A 17279-nucleotide genomic window follows, 5' to 3' on the forward strand; every position below is an offset into this window, starting at 1 on the left:
AGCGGCGAATTCGATCAGGGACTTCAGATCGACAAAGCGGTACTAGAATCAATAAGTTTGCTAGTGCCCATTCCGCAGTTCGTGAAGGTGGGTGCTGCGATGGAGCACGAACTTCGGAAAGTGGGCACTAGCGTCGACGCTGTAGACCCGCCGCCCGCGTATTCGTTGACGGGGATCGTGCCGGCTTAACCGGAATTTAGGGTTAAGCTGTGAGCATTTCTGGACAGTAGTACTGTCACGTCAGGTTCCCAGAAATGTCCCCGCGATTGCCCCGGCCGCTCGGCCTTGCGAGATTCCGTGCCGTGCCGGTGTTGTCGGTTGTCCTGCTCCTGGGGCTCTGCGGCTGCCAGACCGACGGATTGTCAGATATTACGGGGTCGCTCGGCGACAAAGCCGAAAAAACGGCTCCCGCTCACAGTCTCGATTTCTACCACGATCGCTACCACGCCAATCCCAACGATGCCGATGCGGCTTTAAATTATGGAAAAGCGCTCCGCGCGGCGGGGCAGCGGTCCCAGGCGGTCGCGGTCCTGGAGCAGGCCACGATTGCTCACCCCGGCGACAAGGCCTTGATGGCCGGCTTCGGGCGTGCGCTTGCCGACAACGGCAATTTCCAGCAGGCCTTCGAGGTTCTGGGGCATGCCCACTCGCCCGAAGATCCCGATTGGCGAATTCTGTCCGCCCAAGGCGCGGTCCTTGACCAACTTGGACGCGGGGAGGAAGCCCGGCAATACTATGCGAGCGCGCTGCGCATCGTGCCGGACGAGCCGTCAGTTCTGTCCAATCTCGCGCTCTCCTACGTTCTTTCAAAGGATCTCGCCAAGGCAGAGGAAACTCTGCGCCGCGCCAATAGCCATGCCGACGCCGATCCTCGCGTACGGCTGAACCTTGCCCTCGTGGTTGGCTTGCGTGGACACATGGCCGAGGCCGAGAGTCTTGCGAAAGAAGGCCGGCCTCCCGAGGAGGCTGCCGCCAATGTCGCCTATCTGAGAAGGATGCTGGCCAGGCAGGCGAACGCAAAAACGGCTCCCGACAGCACCGCCTCAATCGGCACCACGCGAGCCCGGTGAGCCGATCGGTTGTTCTGCGATACTGCGACGGGGTCAGCCCCTGGCGCGAAGCTTCTTGATGAGAGGCGCGAACAGCGAGCCGCGCGGCTTCTTGGCTTCGCCGCGGCCGGTGAGTTGTTGCGCCATCTGCACGAAGGTCTTGCTGATGCGATGTCTGGCGGAGATCTCGGCGATCATCTGGCCGTTATTGGCGGCGGCCCCGAACATCTTCGGGTCGAACGGAATCGTTGCAATCGGCGGGCCTTCGATGGCCTTGGCGAATTCCCGCGGGGAAATTTCCGGCCGTTTCGACATGCCGACCTGGCTGAGGCAATAAAGCGGGGGCCGGTCATTGGGGCGCGCCGCCTTGAGCATGCTCAGCATGTTCTTGGCATTGCGCAGGTTGGCGAGGTCGGGTTCGGCGACGATCAGAATGTCGTCCGCTCCAACCAGCGCGCGCCGGGTCCATCCCGACCACTGGTGAGGGATATCGAGAACGATCACCGGCGTGGTCAAACGCAAGGTGTCGAAAATCGCGTCAAAGGCATCGGCGCCGAAATCATAGACGCGGTCGAGCGCCGCCGGTGCGGCCAACAGGTTCAGATGGTCGTGGCACTTCGCCATCAGACGCTCGATGAACGCGCTGTCGGGCCGTTCGTTGGCGAACACCGCGTTGGCGATGCCTTGCAGCGGGTCCTTGTTGTAGTCGAGGCTGGCGGTGCCGAACGCGAGGTCGAGATCGATGACGACCGAATCCAGCGTCAGGTCCCGCGCAATCGCCCATGCCAGATTGTGGGCAACGGTGGAAGCGCCGACGCCGCCCTTGGAGCCGACGACGGCAATAATGCGCCCGACGGCAACGGCTTCGGACGCCGAGAACAAGCCGCAGATCGCGCGGACGACATCGAGCGTCTCGACGGGACCAATCACATAATCGCTGACGCCGCGACGGACCAGTTCGCGATAGGGCGCGACGTCGTCGTCGCTGCCGACCACGACCACGCGCGTTCCGGCGTCGCAGACGGTCGCGAGTTGATCTAGGCCCTCGAGAATATCGTGACCGGCTTTCGTCTCCAGAATGATGACATTCGGCGTCGGGACGCTGTGATAGGTCTCGATGGCAGCTTCCATGCCGCCCATCTTGAGCGTGAGATGCGCCTTGGCCAAGCGCCGGTCGAGCCCGGCCGACTGAACCGCATCGGCGGTCGTCGTGGTTTCGCAGAAAGCCTGCACCGACACCCGCGGCGCTGGCGCGATGTAATCGTCGCTTAGCGGCGGCAGAACATCCAGTTCATCGGAATCGTCACGCGAATAGATCATTTGCCTGTATCGCTGAGTTTGGCCTTTTCGGCTTCGGGATAATCGGTCGTGGTGGTCGTGCCCTTGCGATATTTATCAAAGGCTTCGCTGCGCCGCGCGGTATAGGCCGGGGTTTCAGGTCGCGGCTGCACGAGATCCGACGGATTTTCGACCATCGCCGCCATGTTGCGCTGATAGGCGCAGCCGAAATTGTAATAGGACTTGTTGTCGAGATAGCCGGGATCCTTGATCGAAGGTCCGAGATCCTCGGGCCACAACCCGCAGGGGCCGGCCACAGCTGCCATCCGAGGATAGGTAAAGCGGACGGTGGCGAGCGTTCTGGGATCGTCAGGCGTGTAGCGGTGCAGCTTGATTCCATTTCGCGGCACGCCGCCGGCTTCGAGCAACGCCCTCGCTTCGTGGACCGCGCTTTCCGCCGCGCGCGCATTAGGCGTATCGACCGGTACGTCAACCACGATGGCGCCGGTTCCTTCGGCGACCCAGGTCCGCGCCAGTCCGGCGACGTCGGCGCGCTGGGCGGCCGATAATCCACCGCGCGCATGGCCAACGAATAGAACGATGGAGCGGTTGGCTTCCTGGACCGTGATCGGATGCCGCAGGCGATAGTCCTCCGGAGCGTGCGCGGCGGTTGCGACGCTTCCGGTAGTCTCAGAACAGGCGCCCAGGACGACCGACAGGCCGAACAGCGCGCCGATCAAGCATAGCGCTTTGGTGCGATTGAGCGACGTCTCGTTTGTCATCATGCTTCCCCCGCCTCCGCCGTCTCAGTCGATAATGAAGCCGAAATTGGGCTGATAACTTCCGACCTGCTCCACCCGCGCCGGCACGCCGTAGATGCGGTTGATCTGAGCGAACAGGGCCGATTGCGAATCGGACGACGGCGCAAATCCGTCATCCGGCCGCGACAGCTCTTTTTGCGCGACCGCGCGCACCACGTACGGGGTGACGATGACCATCAGTTCGGTTTGGTTGTTGACGAAGTCCTGGCTTCGGAACAGCTGACCGAGCACCGGGATCTGATCGACGCCGGGCATTCCGTTGACGGCCTGTTTGGTCTGCTCCTGAATGAGTCCGGCCATCGCGAGCGAGCCGCCGGAGGGAATTTCCAGCGTCGTCTCGGCGCGGCGGGTTTTGACCGAGGGGACAGTAACCCCGCTGATACTGATCGAATTGTCGGTCGAGACTTCGGAGACTTCCGTCATCACGCGGAGGCTGATCTTGCCTTCGGTCAGCACGACGGGCGTGAAATTGAGCGAGATGCCGAACTTCTTGAAGGCGATCGACGGCGCGCATTGCCCCACAGAGCCCGCCGCGGTCGTTTGGCAGGTCACGCCGGTGGGAAAGGGGAATTCGCCGCCGACAACGAAGGTCGCGGATTCGCCGGAAATCGCCGTCAGATTGGGTTCGGCGAGGGTACGGACGACGCCGGCGCTTTCCATGGCGCGAAGGGTTGCCGTAACCGTCGGGATGCCAGCCTTGTTGACCGCGGACGCGACCAGCGAACCGCTCGTCAAGGGTCCCCCGCTCGCGGTGAACGGGTTGGTGTTGTTGAAGTTCACCACCGCCGTGCCGTAATTCATGCTGGCGCTGAGATCGATGCCCAATTGCTTGATAATGCTGCGTTGGACTTCCGCGACGCTGACCTTCAGCATCACCTCATCGCGGCCGCGAACCACGATGGAATTGATGACCTTGTCGGCACCGCCCACCAGACGCGCAACGACGTCGCCGGCCTGCTGAGCCTCGATCGGGGTGGCAACCGATCCGGTCAGCATTACGCCTTCGCCAACGCCCTCGGCCTGGATCGCGGCCGCCGGCAGCAACTGCTTCAACGCGGCGCGAATGCCGTTGAGGTCGCGCTTGATTGCAATGTCGTAGGCCGCAATTTGCTGACCATCGGCATCGAAGAATACGACGTTGGTTTGACCGACGGCGGAGCCGATGATGTAAGCGCGCTGCGGCGAGCGGATGACCGCATTTGCGATCTTTGGATCAGCCACCAGCACGTCCTTGACGTCGCGCGGCAGGTCGACGATGGACGATTTGCCGACGCCCAGCGAAAGAAATCGGGTCTTGACGTTCGGGATGCTCGAAGTAGTCGCGGGCGCGCTCTCGCTCTCGGCCGCCGTGGCCGCGGCCAGGCCGGAAGTCAGCGCGAGCGCAGCCGCTGAAAACGACAAGGCGCTGATGAGTAAGGTGCGGATAGACGTCCGGCTTCCCCTGCTAGCCATATTCTTCGTCCTTCTGGTCATAGGCCTTCTGGTCACTTCGCAGTGGTGCTCGGATGGGCGACGCCATAGCGGACAACGTTGATGCCGGGGCGCAGAGTCGTGCGGTTGGCGCTGACTTCGACCTGGTTGACGTCGGCGATACTGCGTAGCGCGAGCGACAGCGTTCCCGCCTGTCGCGATGAGGCGAGGATGGCGGTTTGCTCGGGCTTCAATTCAAGCGTGACCGTCCGGCCGATGACGTTATTGGTGCCTTCTTTTTCCTTCGGCGCCTGATCGATCGCGAGAACGCGAATATTGGCCAGGACGATGTTGGTTGTAACGATGTCGGGATTGGACGGATTCGCCTGATCCTTCAGGCGCCGCGTCATGAGGACGTCGACGTGATCGTTGGGCAGAATAAAGCCGCCGGCGCCCGTCTCTGCGGAGATTTCCGTCGATACGGCGCGATAGCCGCTCTGCAGGATCGCGGCCATGAAACCGGAGCCGTCGGCCTTTACGAGTTTCGTTTCCCGAATCGGCTCTCCGGCAACGAAGGGGGCGCGCGCGATCGAGCCTGCGATCTGGTTACTGGCGTCCGGGCGATCGCTGCGGCGGATGAAGCTGCTGCTTGTCGTTGACGCAGGCCAGCTCTGCCAGATCATGTCGTTGGATGTCAGCGTCTGGCCAAGACTGATGTCGGCCTTGGCCACCAGAACGTCGGCGGTCTGGAGCTGGGCGACGGGCTGGGCTGGAGCGGGCGTCTTGCTGTCGGTCCCGCTGGCAAGATAGGCCGCGACGCCGCCGGCACTGAGAGCGATAGCTAGGACGACGATACGGGCAATGTTCATACGCGATCTACTGTTACGCAGGTTTACTGGATGGTCTTCGAGAGAAGCTCGTCTCTAGGGATGACTAAGCCGTAAAGGTATAAGCCAGCTTGAAACTCAAAGGGTTTCCGCAAGACGGCCTGCTGATTTGTCCGCATGGTGAACGCAAGGTTATTGTTTTCGACGGCATTCGCGAGCCATCTCGCGCGAGGTTCGGATAACGGCACATTTACTGGACGAAGGCCGCGGCCCGCGCCTCAGCTTCTGGAGGCCGGGAATCGCGCGACAGCGGCGATTGCCTGAGGGTCGAAAGCATTCACTTTGTGGAGAAGTTGCGGCCTTGGCGGTAGCCTGGCCGCAACGCAACGTCGGTCGTCGCCCGTATTTCGCCGGGGCCGCTAGCCGGTCTCACGAATAGTTCATCCTGTCGTGCCGGAATTAGACCGGACGGGCGGCGCCGCGGACACTGAAATTACTTGCCAATTTTAAAATCGCTCTAAGGTAATCGGATTTCGGGCCGCCGCGCTTGACCTTCGCCCCTGCGGTTGAAAATACACATCATGACCGCCATTGATCAAAACGACGCGCCGCCGCAGATGCGACTTGGCTTGGCCAAGCGTGGCTATTCCGGCGTGATCCACCATCTTGACGCTGAAGAGGTGGATTCTTCGCTTCCCGCCCTCGAACTCGAAAGCCGCTTGATCGAGCTCGGCTTCATCGAGGGAGCCAGGGTTAAAGTGCTTCACGAAGGCATCGTCGGTCGTGACCCGATTGCCATTCGCATCGAGAACGTCACGGTCGCGGTGCGCCGGCGCGAGGCGATGGCCGTCGTTGTCGTCTGACGGATGCGGCGGATTTGAAGTTCCTATGGGGCCGTAATCTCGTCGCAGGAACTTCAAATTCGAAAGCTCCACCAGAAACAATAAATTTCCAAAGCTCCTTTGATTCCGAAGTTCGCATCAGAGGTTGCCGCGATGGCTGGCGAACTTCGGAATCAGGGCTTTGGACTGTACGGCGTCATGGAAGCACCGTTAATGCATCTTGCTTTGGTGGGGACGCCCAATAGCGGCAAGACCTCGCTGTTCAATGCGCTGACCGGCAGCAGGCAGAAGGTCGCGAACTATCCGGGCGTGACCGTCGAGCGCAAGGAAGGTTTTTTCGTCACCCCGCTTGGACGGCAGGCGTCGCTGGTCGATTTGCCCGGCACCTATTCGTTGCGCGGCCGCAGCCCCGACGAGGAAATCACCCGCGATTTCGTGCTCGGTCGCGCCGCCGGCGAAACGTCTCCCGACCTCGTGCTGTGCGTGGCCGATTCCACCAATCTGCGGCTGACGATCCGCCTGCTGCTCGAGCTCAAGCAGACCGGCCGGCCCCTGATGCTGGTGCTCAACATGTTTGACATCGCGACGAGGCGCGGCGTGACCGTCGATGCCCCGCGAATGTCCCAGATGCTGGGCGTGCCGGTGGTGACATCGATTGCAGTCCGCAAGACCGGGATCGCCGAGCTGTTGCGCAAGACCGATGAAATCGCGGCGCAGGTCCCGGCGTCGCCCCGGCAAAATCTTTGGCAGCCGCTCTCGGTGGCGGAGTTGCGCGCCACCCAGCGCGAGGCCGACCGGATTATCGCAGCGACCGTCAGTCTGCCCGCAAAACCTGATACCTGGACGGCCAGGATCGACGCCGTCGTGCTGGATCCGGTGGCCGGGCTCGCGATTCTCGGCCTGATTCTATTCGTGATGTTCCAGGCGGTGTTCGCCTGGGCGCAGCCGGCGATGGACGTTTTGTCCGAGTCGTTTACGGCGCTCGGTCAATTCGTCCACAACACGTTGCCCGGCGGGCTATTGCAAAGCTTCCTTCAGAACGGCGTGATCTCCGGTGTCGGCAGCGTCCTTGTCTTCCTGCCCCAGATCGTCATCATCTTCCTGTTTATCCTGTTGCTCGAAGACTTCGGCTACATGGCCCGCGCGGCGTTCCTGATGGACCGCATCATGGGTGGCGCCGGATTGCATGGCCGGGCTTTCATTCCGCTGCTTTCAAGTTTTGCCTGCGCCATTCCCGGGATCATGGCAACGCGTGTCATCGATAACCGCCGCGACCGGCTGACGACGATCCTGATCGCGCCGTTGATGACCTGCTCGGCGCGGATCCCCGTCTACACCCTGATCATCTCGGCTTTCATTCCCGACGCGCAGGTTTGGGGGTGGATCAGCCTCAGAGGTCTTGTGATGTTCGGCCTCTATGCTGCGGGCATCGGCAGCGCGCTGGGCGTGTCGTTCCTGATAAAGTTCTTCATGCTGCGCGATTACGCGCCCGCGCCGTTCATGCTCGAATTGCCGGACTACAAACTGCCTCGCATCAAGAGCGTCGCGATCGGCATCTATATGCGAGCCAAGATGTTCCTGCAGCGGGCCGGCACCACGATCTTTTCGATGATGGTGCTGATCTGGTTTCTCGCCTCATTTCCGACCCCGCCCGTGGGCGGAGATGAGCCCGCCATCAACTACAGTCTGGCCGCCATCGTCGGTCATGCACTGGCGCCTTTGTTCGCCCCGCTGGGATTCAACTGGCAAATCGTGGTGGCGCTGATTCCGGGCATGGCCGCGCGGGAAGTCGCGGTCGCGGCGCTGGGCACCGTCTATGCCATCGAAGGCGGAAAGGAAGCTGCCGACCAGATCGGGCAAGTGCTGGCCACCAAATGGAGCCTAGCGACGGCGCTGTCGCTGCTTGCCTGGTACATCTTCGCCCCGCAATGCGCCTCGACGCTCGCCGTTATCCGGCGCGAGACCGGCGGCACGAAATGGATGGCGCTCACCTTTTCCTACATGTTTGTGCTGGCCTATCTGGCGAGCCTTGTGACCTACAACATTGCCGTGGCACTCGGCGCCGGATAGCCACGCACCAAAGACCCCGGCTCTGGCTGCCTTGGGCTGCTACTGCAATCCCGTATCGTTGCTGGTGCGTCTCTTGGCGAGATCCATCTCGGTGATCGCAACCAGAATTTCGGCGCGGGTCTTGAGGTCGGGCGCTTCCAGCATCGCCTGTTTTTCCGGCGCCCCGTAAGGCGACATCATCGCCAGCGCATTGACGAGCGCTTCGTTGGGAGCGTTTTCGATTCCCTCCCAGTCAACCTTGAGGTTGTTGGCCTTCAGAAATTCCGTCAGCGCGCCTAGCAGGGCTTCGCGATCGACGGCTTCCTCGCCTTTTCGTGCGCTGAAATCGTCGAGATAGGGGAAGTAGTCGACCTGGCATTGCCGATATGGCGTCAGCCCGGCTTTTTCCTCGACGACCTTGAAGCGGGAGATGCCCGTGAGCTCGAGGATATAGCGTCCGTCGCCGGATTCGGCGAGTTGGGTGATGCGCCCGACACAGCCGACATGAAACAGTTTCGGATGAGCCTCATCTGGAGAATGGGCGACGTCGGGCTGGATCATTCCGATCAAGCGATGGCCGTCGCGTAACGCGTCGTCGACCATTGCCAGATAGCGCGGCTCGAAAATATTCAGCGGCATCTGTCCGCGCGGCAACAGCAACGCGCCGGGCAGCGGGAATACCGGAATGATCTCGGGAAGGTCTGAAGGTCCACGATATTCGGCATTGATCGGCATTGCGGTCACCAGCGCATATCGTGCCACTAGTGTGGCGGTTCAAAAAGTCCGTATCAGTATTGCCGCGAGGTCCCTCATGCGGACTTTGAACCCAACCACACTAGATCAATAAATCTACTAGTGTCCTGTCGATCCCGAAGTTCGCAAACGTGGCTCCGCAAAATGATATGAACTTCGGAATCGGGACACCAGTCAGCCCACGCCATTCGCGTCGTCCCAACCGTGCAGGCATCAGCCCGCCGCCGCCCTGGCAAAAATCGGGATTACGAAAACAAGATCGTCGACAGCCGCTTTCTTCCTTCAACGGTCGCTTCGTCGGTTGCGCCCCACGCGTCGAAGAACTGCACCAGCTGCTTGCGGGCGCCGTCTTCGTTCCACTTGCGGTCACGCTTGACGATTTCGAGCAACTGCTGGGTCGCCTCAGCGCGCTTGCCGGCGGCGTTGAGCGCGATCGCTAGATCAAATCGCGCCTGATGATCGAGCGGGTTTGCGGCGACTTTCTGTTCCAATTCGGCCAGCGGGCCAAGAGAGCTTGCCTGTTCGGCTAGATCGATCGTGGCTTGCACGGCCTTGACAGCGGCGTCGCCACGCTTGGATTCCGGGACCATCGCCAGCGTCTGCTTGGCCTGATCGATGGCGCCGGTCGTGGCGTAGCATTTCGCCAATCCCGCCAAGGCAGCGATGTTGGTGGCATCCACGGAGAGCACTTCGGCATAGACCGAGGCAGCGGTGGCCGCATCGCCTTCGGCGAGCAAGGTTTCGGCTTCTTTAAGGACCTCGGCGGTATTCGGCTCGCCGGGCATGCCGGCGGTCAGCTTGTTGACGAAGGCCGTGACCTGGCTTTCCGGCACCACGCCCATGAAACCGTCAGCAGGTTGACCGTTGACGAATGCGATCACGGCCGGAATGGACTGGATGCCCATCTGGCCGGGGATCGCCGGATGGTCGTCGATATTCATCTTGACCAGCTTGACCTTGCCCTTGGCGTCGCGGACGACCTTTTCGAGGATCGGCGTGAGCTGGCGGCAAGGGCCGCACCACGGCGCCCAGAAGTCGATCAGTACCGGCTGCCGCTTGGACTCCTCTACGACGTCCTTGACGAAACTCTGGGTGGTCGTCTCTTTGATCAGATCGGGCGCGGCCTGCGGTGCGGCTCCATGGCCCTGCTCTACTATCGTCACGGGTATCCTCGTCTGATGTCGTGCCGGCTCTAGCGACGGCCGGCGCCTATGTAGCACGGTCCGGCGTCGCCGTTCAGAGGTTCTCGTCCCTTCAAATGGCGGCTGGCCGGGAAATTTCAATCGGCTCCGGTCGCTTGGTGCCCCGGGGACGGAGGGAAGCCAGAAAGGTTTCCAGACACTCGGAGATCGGGTGGGCGCGCGCCCATCGCCGGTTCAAGGTGCCGTGGCTTTTCGGGCCCCCAGGAAGAGGCGAACCATGGCGAAAGCCTATTACAGCACGGTGTTTGAGTGGCCGGCTCAGGACATCTGGAAAATCATTCGCGATTTCAACAACTATCCGGTGTGGGTTGGGGGCGCCGGCGAGAGCCGGATCGAGCACGGAAAGTTCGGCGATACGGTCGGCGCGATCAGGAACGTGTTCTATCAGGGACGGCGCATTCGCCAGCGGCTGCTCGCCCAATCGGATGTCGAGCGCTCGCAGACCTTCGAATTTTGCGGTGAGCCCACGTTGCCGATCGCCGGCTTTCAAGGGACGCTGCGGGTTACCCCTGTCATCGATGGCAATCGTGCTTTTGTTGAATGGTGGGCGAATTTCGATTGCGAACCTGCGCACCGCGACGAACTGGCCGAGACGTTGCAGAGCTGGTTTGGGAAATGGCTCCAATCGTTGCGTGAATCGATGGGTTTGCCGTCGGCGAATCTCCCGGCTGTGGCAGGGTCAGCGGCCGTGTAGCAGCCATTTTCGGGCCATTTTCGCCAAAACGGCAACGATATCGGGCTTTTAAGCTGTTTTCGATCATCCATTGCTGGCTGTTGCATTCGCAGTCTGCATTTGGCATAGCTCTGCCGGTCGCTTCCTACAATCAAGCGACGCTCCCTAAGGATGCGGGTGTAGCTCAGGGGTAGAGCACGACCTTGCCAAGGTCGGGGTCGAGGGTTCGAATCCCTTCGCCCGCTCCAGGTTTTCGCGAACATGCAGGTCCGGCACGTCGGCCCTGCCGTTCGGCGGCATTTTATTTTCCGAAATTTGTGAATAGCTGCGTCACACCCATCTCGGTGGCCTCGGGTCATAGACCTTTGCGCGCTTCTCTCCCGCGAAGGATGTGATAGGATTTTTTCAGCCTCTCGCGCGGACCGAATTTCGCCTCAGAGGCGTTCGAAAAAACAAGATCGCAGCCGCCCGGCTGCACAGGGGAGTGACGCGATGAAATCGGCTTTCAATCGATATATTCTTGCGTTTACGGCGATCGTCGCAGTAGGATCTGCTGGCGTAGCCAATGCGCAAGACAAGCCACTGAAAAAATATGAGTCCGGCAACAAGGAGTTCTGGACCCATCCACCGGATGACTGGTTCCTAGGCGACGAGACCGAGGCACAAAAGGGTCTGACGCCAAAGGCGGGTCCGCCGACCGGCTCCTCGGATGCCGAGTTGGCTTCGGCGCTCAAGAAGATCAAGCTGCCGCCGGGCTTCAAGATTGAAGTCTATGCCTCGGGCGTTCTGTCCGCGCGGCAGATGGCGTGGGGCGACAAGGGTACGCTCTTCGTCGGCTCGTTCGGGCTCGGCAACGTCTATGCCATCACGGACAATGGCGGCAAGAAACAGGTCAAGACCATCCTCAAGGGGCTCAATCCGCCGATGCCCACCGGCATCGCTTTCAAGGATGGCGCGCTCTACGTCATCAATGTCAACAAGCTGATCCGCTATGACAACGCCGAAGCTAATCTCGACAAGCTCGGCGACGGCAAGGTCGTCTATGACGACATGCCGTCCTATGCCGCGCATGGCTGGAAGTATCTCGCTGCCGACAAGGATGGCTGGTTCTACGTTCCGTTCGGACCGCCCTTCAACATCGGTATTCCGCCGACCAGCGTGTCGCAGATCCGGCGCGTCGATCCCAAGACCGGCAACGCCGAACTCGTTGCGCTCGGCGTTCGCAACAGCGTTGGTGGCGACGTCGATCCGCGCACCGGCAAGTACTGGTTCACCGAGAATGCGCGCGACTGGTTGAGCGACGATACGCCGAGCGACAAGCTCAACATGATCTCGAAACTCGGCGAACACTTCGGCTATCCCTATTGCCACGAAGGCGATATCCCGGATCCGAAGTTCGCGATGGGCCACAAGTGTTCGGAATTCACCCCGCCGGTGCTCAAGCTCGGCGCGCACGTGGCTCCGCTCGGCATGAAGTTCTATACCGGCAACCAGTTCCCGGCCGAGTACAAGAACTCCATCCTGATCGCCGAACACGGCTCCTGGAATCGGCATAAGTATCAGGGCGCGCGCATCGTTCGCGTCACGGCCGATCCGGACGGCAAGAACGCCAAGCAAACGGTGTTTGCGGAAGGCTGGCTCGATGGCGACCAAAGCTTTACTGGCCGTCCTGCCGACATTCTCCTCGACAAGGATGGATCAATCCTTGTTGCCGATGACTGGGCCGGTGCGATTTATCGCATCAGCTACAGCAAGTAGAGACTGAAATCTCAAGAAGCTGCGGTCGCCCGTGACGGGCGGCCGCAGATTTTGCTTTTTGGGCCAGGAGTGAAGCGTGATGCCGGTTATGCGCCGCCAATTTTTTCTCAGCGCCTTGTGCGCAACTGCGATGTCTGTGGCCTTGACCGCCGCGTCGCCCGCCGCCGATCTGGAGGCGGCCAAGAAAAAGGCCGAACTTTGCGCCGGCTGTCATGGCGAAAACGGCATCTCGCAAATGGAGAATGTCCCCTCGCTGGCGGGACAGCAGGACCAGTTCCTTCAATGGCAACTGGTGTTTTTCCGCGCCGGTTCGCGCAAGAACGAGCAGATGCAGCCGATTGTCGAACAGATCGACAATGAGGATATTCGCAATCTCGGCGCCTATTTTGCCTCGCTCACGCCGCCGAAAGCACCGCCGGACGACAATCCCGATCTCTCGAAGAAGGGCGCGCAGGCCGCCATCGGCCGTCGCTGCGCTAATTGCCATGGCGACAGCTTCGCAGGCACCAACGCGGTGGCGCGCATCGCCGGCCAGCGCGAAGAATATCTTCTGAAGGCGCTGCACGACTACAAGACAGGCGTGCGATCCGGCGGCGGCATGGCGGCGATGGCCGATGTCGCATATCCCTTGAGCGAAGAAGAGATGACCGCGCTGGCGCATTATTTGGCGCATCTGTAATGGGTCGTCGTCATTGCGAGCCGACGGGCGGCGCGAATTCGCGCCCGATGACGGGCGCCGTGAAGCAGTCCGGTGAACCCAAAGATAGATTCTGGATTTGCTTCGTCGCTTGCGCTTCCCGCAATGACGGTGAGAGACCAGGTGGTAAGGTTCTAGCTACCCGCGCTGGTTCTCATACGTCTTCAGATGCGTGTAGGTGATCCGGAGCTTCGGCACCGGCACCTTGGCGGCTTCGCCGCGCGCGATCAGATCGCCGATAATGTGATCGGCCTCGACCCGGGCGCCGGCCTTGACGTCGCGGAACATCGAGGCGGTGAGTTGCGAACCTTCCGCGGTCAGCATACCCCGTGCGCGCTCGAAGAACGGACCGGTGGGGCTATGGCCTTCGGCTGCGGCGACCGCGCTGCATTCGTCGAGGATGCCGAGGATGAAATCGTTGCCACCCGGCGCTGCCAGAATATGGCCGACCGGCGCGCGCATCGTGCAGGTCGAGGCGGCAAGCGAGGCGAGAAAAACCCATTTCTCCCACATGTCCTGGATTATCTGCGCGCTCGCGGCCGCGCCGAACTTGCCACCCGACATGGCATCGGCAATGGCCCGCACCCGGTCGGAGATTTTGCCGTCGCGCTCGCCGAATCCCAGCGACTGCATCGGCGCGAGCTGGACGACTTCGCGATGTTCGTTGAGGGTGACTGCGATCGCACACAGTCCGCCTAACACCGCGTTCGATCCGAACCGTTGATCGAGGATGTCGAGGTGGCGCATGCCGTTGAGAAGCGGAAGAATGACCGTCTTCGGTCCCACGGCCGGCGCGAACGAGGCGATTGCATCTTCCAGGTCGAACGCCTTGCAGCTCAACAGCACGAGATCGAACGCCGTGTCGAGTTTGTCCGCCTGCACGATCGGCGGGGCGGTGAGCGTCACGTCGCCGTTCGGGCTTTTGATGACGAGACCCGCGGAAGCGAGCTCAGTCGCGCGGCGCGGCCGGACCAGGAACGTTACATCACGTCCGGCCTGCAGCATTCGGCCGCCGAAATATCCGCCGATGGCTCCGGCTCCGACCACGAGGATGCGCATGGGAATGGATTCCTTTTGTTGTTAGGAAATTCGCGAATGGCGAATAGAGAGAAGCAAATAGTTTATTTCGCTATTCGCTAACCACCACTCGCTCGTCTACCACTTTTCGCCAAACGGGCGAATTTCAAGCTCAAAAGTCCAGGCGCTGCGTGGCTGCTGATAAAGCTGCCAATAGGATGCCGCGACGGAAGCCGGCGGCATCAGCAAGTCCGGATTGTTGAGCGCTTCCTTGCCCCAGAGCTGCTCACGGCGCTGGCGGACCCAGGCGGTATCGACGCCGGAATCGATGATCAGATGGGCAACATGGATATTCTTTGGGCCCAGTTCACGCGCCATCGATTGCGCCACGGCGCGAAGCCCGAATTTGGCGCTGGCAAAGGCGGCGAAGCCGCTGCCGCCGCGCAAGGAAGCCGTGGCGCCGGTGAAGAAGATATTGCCTTGGCCGCGCGGCATCATCAGCCGCGCCGACTCGCGGCCGGCCAGAAAACCCGCCCAGCAGGCCATCTCCCACACCTTGCGAAAAACGCGATCTGTGGTTTCAAGGATCGGGAAGCTGACGTTGGCGCCGACGTTGAAAATGGTCACCTCGAGCGGCGCGTGCTTGTCGGCGTCATCAAGGAACGCCGCGACTTCATCTTCTTTTCGGGCGTCCAGCGCGCGTGCTACGATCGAGCCACCCGCGGTTTCGATTTCTCTCGCTAGCGGTTCAAGCTTGGCGCCGTCACGCCGGCCGGCGAAGACGGTGAACCCCTCCGCCGCAAATTTCCTGGCGATCTCGGCGCCGATGTAGTCGCCGGCGCCGATCACGGCCACGGTGGCGTTGCGCTTTTGCATTGATTCGTACTCCACTTAGGTCCGCTTCGTCGCTTTGCTCCTCGCAATGCTGGAGGCTACTTCCCCAACACCATCTCCTCGACGTCGCGGAGCTGCTCCTTGCCGAAGAATATTTCTCCGCCGACGAAAAATGTCGGCGAACCGAACGCGCCACGATCAACTGCAGCTTGCGTGTTTTCGATCAGTTTTGCCTTCACATCAGCCTCGCCTGCGCGTTCGAACAGCCGCTTTGCGTCAAGTCCCGATTCTGTCAGCGCGGCGAGTGCAATTGCCGGATCGTCCATCTTCTTCGGATCGACCCACATGTGGTGAAAGGCCGCGTCGACGTATTTTTCGAACACGCCTTCAAACCGGGCCGCGATCGCCGCGCGCATCAAATTGAGCGTATTAACGGGAAAGAACGGATTCCAGACGTAAGGCTGGACCTGAAAGCGCCTGAGGAATCGGTCGGTTTCAATCGCCTGGAATTCGCGCTTGTTCTTTATACCGGCGAGCGTCTCGGCCGGGGACCGGTTGTTCGTGGCCTTGAAAATGCCTCCGAGCAAAACCGGTACGTACTCGAACTTCACCCCGATCCGGCTTTCGATCGCCGGGATCGCCCTATGGCTGAGGAAGGCGTTGGGGCTACCGAAATCGAACATGAATTGCGGAGCGATAGCGCTCATGACGGCCTCCCAAGAGCCTTTCTTTGTCGGGTCATTGTGGCGTAACCGGTGGGTAGCGTCCACCGATTTTGATGACGATCATCATACCTTGAAGAGGCGGTCTACTCACCTGAATAGATTGGCAGCTTTCGACTGATGAACACGGGGAACAGAGGCCAAAAGTGCGAATTTTCCGCATGTCATTGATAGGCCGACATTATCCTGGCAATATGCCGGTAGGTGAGAAATCCCTGAGCACCAGTTTTGCCCAACCCGAGCCCATCGCCGGTCGGACGGTTCGCTGCTATGAGATCGAGGCGCGACCGATGCTTCGGCGCTTTATGGAGGATTTCGCCATGCTCACCGTTCATCATCTCAACAATTCCCGATCACAGCGTGTGCTGTGGCTTCTGGAAGAGCTTGGCGTTCCCTACGACATCGTGCGGTACCAGCGTCGGCCCGACATGTTGGCTCCGGCGGAGCTTCGCGCCGTCCATCCGCTTGGAAAATCGCCCGTCATCACGGATGGCGGCAAAACGATCGCGGAATCCGGCGCGATCGCCGAATATCTCGTCGAGACCTATGGCAATGGGCGACTGATCCCGCCAGCCGGCACGCCGGAGCGTTTGCGCTACACCTATTGGCTGCATTACGCCGAGGGCTCAGCGATGACGCCGCTTCTGCTTAAGCTGTTGTTCACGCTGATGCCGACGCGCGCACCGATGCTGGTTCGGCCACTGGTGCGCATGATCTCGGGTCAGGCCATGACCGCGCTCGTCAACCCACAGCTCAAGTCGCACATGGCATTCTGGGAGAGCGAATTGTCGAAGAGCGAGTGGTTTGCAGGCGACGCTTTCACCGCCGCCGACATCCAGATGAGTTTTCCGCTGGAGGCAGGGGCGGCGCGCGGCGGCCTCGAACAGGGTCATCCGAAGGCGATGGCATTTCTGGAGCGCATTCACGCGCGCCCCGCTTACCGGCGCGCCCTGGAAAAAGGCGGGCCTTACGCAGTCGGCCGCTGAAACCAGCCGGCTGACTTTCTATTCGCCCGCCGCCTCAGAGCCGCGGGTGCGCGGATCGGGAGCGCCGAGCAGTCCGTCCGGCGTCACGGCGATCGAATTCGCCGACGTCTGTCCCATGGGCTCGACAATGCGATGACCTTTGGCCTTGAGTGCATCAAGCGCCGCTTCAGTGAAGCCGCGCTCGATCCGTACTTCGTCGGGAAGCCATTGATGGTGCAGCCGCGGCGCGGCCACCGCGGCCGCCACATCCATATGATAGTCGAGCACGTTGACGATCACCTGCAGCACGGTCGATATGATGCGGCTGCCGCCGGGCGAACCCGTCACCAATACCGGCTTGCCGTCCTGCAGCACGATGGTC

At 61.1% G+C, this 17279-nt stretch carries 18 protein-coding genes and 1 tRNA gene; 9 read left to right on the top strand and 10 right to left on the bottom strand.

Features of this window, described 5'->3' with window-relative positions; all coding sequences use genetic code 11:
• Together WB528_RS18585 and WB528_RS18590 are read left to right on the top strand one after the other, a co-directional pair.
• Positions 1–189 (top strand): hypothetical protein (locus WB528_RS18585; protein WP_423889856.1); only part of this gene is annotated, 189 nt, incomplete at its 5' end.
• 65 nt (positions 190–254) lie between these two features.
• Positions 255–1070, top strand: coding sequence for a tetratricopeptide repeat protein (locus tag WB528_RS18590; protein ID WP_423889857.1), 816 nt, complete (start codon positions 255–257; stop codon positions 1068–1070).
• Between the two features lie 33 nt (positions 1071–1103).
• Here the strand turns inward: WB528_RS18590 and WB528_RS18595 are convergent, their stop codons facing one another.
• The 4 genes from WB528_RS18595 to cpaB are packed head-to-tail and all read right to left on the bottom strand — an operon-like array spanning position 1104 to position 5427.
• Positions 1104–2369, bottom strand: coding sequence for an AAA family ATPase (locus tag WB528_RS18595; RefSeq protein ID WP_423889858.1), 1266 nt, complete (start codon positions 2367–2369; stop codon positions 1104–1106).
• Positions 2366–3109, bottom strand: coding sequence for a CpaD family pilus assembly protein (locus WB528_RS18600; RefSeq protein ID WP_423889859.1), 744 nt, complete (start codon positions 3107–3109; stop codon positions 2366–2368). The genes WB528_RS18595 and WB528_RS18600 overlap by 4 nt, the downstream gene beginning before the upstream one ends.
• 24 nt (positions 3110–3133) lie before the next feature.
• Positions 3134–4600 carry a type II and III secretion system protein family protein gene (locus WB528_RS18605; RefSeq protein ID WP_423889860.1) on the bottom strand — a complete coding sequence of 489 codons (1467 nt, stop codon included), beginning with the start codon at positions 4598–4600 and terminating at the stop codon, positions 3134–3136.
• A gap of 32 nt (positions 4601–4632) precedes the next feature.
• Positions 4633–5427 (bottom strand): Flp pilus assembly protein CpaB, encoded by a 795-nt coding sequence (gene cpaB / locus WB528_RS18610; protein ID WP_423889861.1) that lies wholly within the window; start codon positions 5425–5427, stop codon positions 4633–4635.
• 539 nt (positions 5428–5966) lie between these two features.
• On the opposite strand from cpaB, the gene WB528_RS18615 reads away from it, so the two are divergent.
• Positions 5967–6248 (top strand): FeoA family protein, encoded by a 282-nt coding sequence (locus WB528_RS18615; protein WP_423889862.1) that lies wholly within the window; start codon positions 5967–5969, stop codon positions 6246–6248.
• Positions 6249–6425: 177 nt separating this feature from the next.
• Entirely contained in the window at positions 6426–8297 is a 1872-nt protein-coding gene (gene feoB, locus WB528_RS18620) for a ferrous iron transporter B (protein WP_423889871.1), read from the top strand.
• Positions 8298–8336: 39 nt separating this feature from the next.
• On the opposite strand, the gene WB528_RS18625 is transcribed toward feoB, so the two are convergent.
• Both WB528_RS18625 and trxA read right to left on the bottom strand, forming a co-directional pair.
• Entirely contained in the window at positions 8337–9011 is a 675-nt protein-coding gene (locus WB528_RS18625; RefSeq protein WP_423889872.1) for an LON peptidase substrate-binding domain-containing protein, read from the bottom strand.
• Positions 9012–9274: 263 nt separating this feature from the next.
• Positions 9275–10192, bottom strand: a complete 918-nt coding sequence (gene trxA, locus WB528_RS18630) for a thioredoxin (RefSeq protein ID WP_423889863.1) — start codon at positions 10190–10192, stop codon at positions 9275–9277.
• A gap of 256 nt (positions 10193–10448) precedes the next feature.
• Between trxA and WB528_RS18635 the strand changes: the two genes are divergently transcribed.
• The 4 genes from WB528_RS18635 (at position 10449) to WB528_RS18650 (ending at position 13341) form a co-directional block, all read left to right on the top strand.
• On the top strand, positions 10449–10925 hold the full coding sequence (locus tag WB528_RS18635) for an SRPBCC family protein (RefSeq protein ID WP_423889864.1): 477 nt from the start codon (positions 10449–10451) through the stop codon (positions 10923–10925).
• Between the two features lie 152 nt (positions 10926–11077).
• Positions 11078–11152: transfer RNA gene (locus tag WB528_RS18640), tRNA-Gly, on the top strand.
• Between the two features lie 244 nt (positions 11153–11396).
• Positions 11397–12662, top strand: a complete 1266-nt coding sequence (locus WB528_RS18645) for a PQQ-dependent sugar dehydrogenase (protein ID WP_423889865.1) — start codon at positions 11397–11399, stop codon at positions 12660–12662.
• A 130-nt stretch (positions 12663–12792) separates the two neighbouring features.
• The gene (locus tag WB528_RS18650; RefSeq protein WP_423889866.1) at positions 12793–13341 is read left to right on the top strand and encodes a c-type cytochrome; all 549 of its coding nucleotides are present in this window, start codon (positions 12793–12795) and stop codon (positions 13339–13341) included.
• A 156-nt stretch (positions 13342–13497) separates the two neighbouring features.
• On the opposite strand, the gene panE is transcribed toward WB528_RS18650, so the two are convergent.
• From panE to WB528_RS18665, 3 genes are all read right to left on the bottom strand, one after another.
• Entirely contained in the window at positions 13498–14418 is a 921-nt protein-coding gene (panE, locus tag WB528_RS18655; protein WP_423889867.1) for a 2-dehydropantoate 2-reductase, read from the bottom strand.
• Positions 14419–14514: 96 nt separating this feature from the next.
• On the bottom strand, positions 14515–15252 hold the full coding sequence (locus WB528_RS18660) for an SDR family oxidoreductase (protein WP_423889868.1): 738 nt from the start codon (positions 15250–15252) through the stop codon (positions 14515–14517).
• Positions 15253–15308: 56 nt separating this feature from the next.
• On the bottom strand, positions 15309–15917 hold the full coding sequence (locus tag WB528_RS18665) for a 2-hydroxychromene-2-carboxylate isomerase (RefSeq protein WP_423889869.1): 609 nt from the start codon (positions 15915–15917) through the stop codon (positions 15309–15311).
• A gap of 335 nt (positions 15918–16252) precedes the next feature.
• On the opposite strand from WB528_RS18665, the gene WB528_RS18670 reads away from it, so the two are divergent.
• Complete coding sequence (locus tag WB528_RS18670; RefSeq protein WP_423889873.1) at positions 16253–16918, top strand: glutathione S-transferase family protein; 666 nt, start codon at positions 16253–16255, stop codon at positions 16916–16918.
• An 18-nt stretch (positions 16919–16936) separates the two neighbouring features.
• Here WB528_RS18670 and WB528_RS18675 read toward each other — a convergent pair.
• A partial coding sequence (locus WB528_RS18675) for a gamma-glutamyltransferase (RefSeq protein WP_423889870.1) occupies positions 16937–17279 on the bottom strand: 343 nt, incomplete at its 5' end.

This window comes from Bradyrhizobium sp., assembly GCF_049586575.1.
GTDB lineage: Bacteria > Pseudomonadota > Alphaproteobacteria > Rhizobiales > Xanthobacteraceae > Bradyrhizobium.

What these genes read in the sequence shown, in the direction of transcription:
- WB528_RS18590 (WP_423889857.1), top strand. Translation starts at nt 255, where the DNA reads ATGTCCCCGCGATTGCCCCGGCCGCTCGGCCTTGCGAGATTCCGTGCC.
- WB528_RS18595 (WP_423889858.1), bottom strand. Translation starts at nt 2,369, where the DNA reads ATGATCTATTCGCGTGACGATTCCGATGAACTGGATGTTCTGCCGCCG.
- WB528_RS18600 (WP_423889859.1), bottom strand. Translation starts at nt 3,109, where the DNA reads ATGACAAACGAGACGTCGCTCAATCGCACCAAAGCGCTATGCTTGATC.
- WB528_RS18605 (WP_423889860.1), bottom strand. Translation starts at nt 4,600, where the DNA reads ATGGCTAGCAGGGGAAGCCGGACGTCTATCCGCACCTTACTCATCAGC.
- cpaB (WP_423889861.1), bottom strand. Translation starts at nt 5,427, where the DNA reads ATGAACATTGCCCGTATCGTCGTCCTAGCTATCGCTCTCAGTGCCGGC.
- WB528_RS18615 (WP_423889862.1), top strand. Translation starts at nt 5,967, where the DNA reads ATGACCGCCATTGATCAAAACGACGCGCCGCCGCAGATGCGACTTGGC.
- feoB (WP_423889871.1), top strand. Translation starts at nt 6,426, where the DNA reads ATGGAAGCACCGTTAATGCATCTTGCTTTGGTGGGGACGCCCAATAGC.
- WB528_RS18625 (WP_423889872.1), bottom strand. Translation starts at nt 9,011, where the DNA reads ATGCCGATCAATGCCGAATATCGTGGACCTTCAGACCTTCCCGAGATC.
- WB528_RS18635 (WP_423889864.1), top strand. Translation starts at nt 10,449, where the DNA reads ATGGCGAAAGCCTATTACAGCACGGTGTTTGAGTGGCCGGCTCAGGAC.
- WB528_RS18645 (WP_423889865.1), top strand. Translation starts at nt 11,397, where the DNA reads ATGAAATCGGCTTTCAATCGATATATTCTTGCGTTTACGGCGATCGTC.
- WB528_RS18650 (WP_423889866.1), top strand. Translation starts at nt 12,793, where the DNA reads ATGTCTGTGGCCTTGACCGCCGCGTCGCCCGCCGCCGATCTGGAGGCG.
- panE (WP_423889867.1), bottom strand. Translation starts at nt 14,418, where the DNA reads ATGCGCATCCTCGTGGTCGGAGCCGGAGCCATCGGCGGATATTTCGGC.
- WB528_RS18660 (WP_423889868.1), bottom strand. Translation starts at nt 15,252, where the DNA reads ATGCAAAAGCGCAACGCCACCGTGGCCGTGATCGGCGCCGGCGACTAC.
- WB528_RS18665 (WP_423889869.1), bottom strand. Translation starts at nt 15,917, where the DNA reads ATGAGCGCTATCGCTCCGCAATTCATGTTCGATTTCGGTAGCCCCAAC.
- WB528_RS18670 (WP_423889873.1), top strand. Translation starts at nt 16,253, where the DNA reads ATGCTCACCGTTCATCATCTCAACAATTCCCGATCACAGCGTGTGCTG.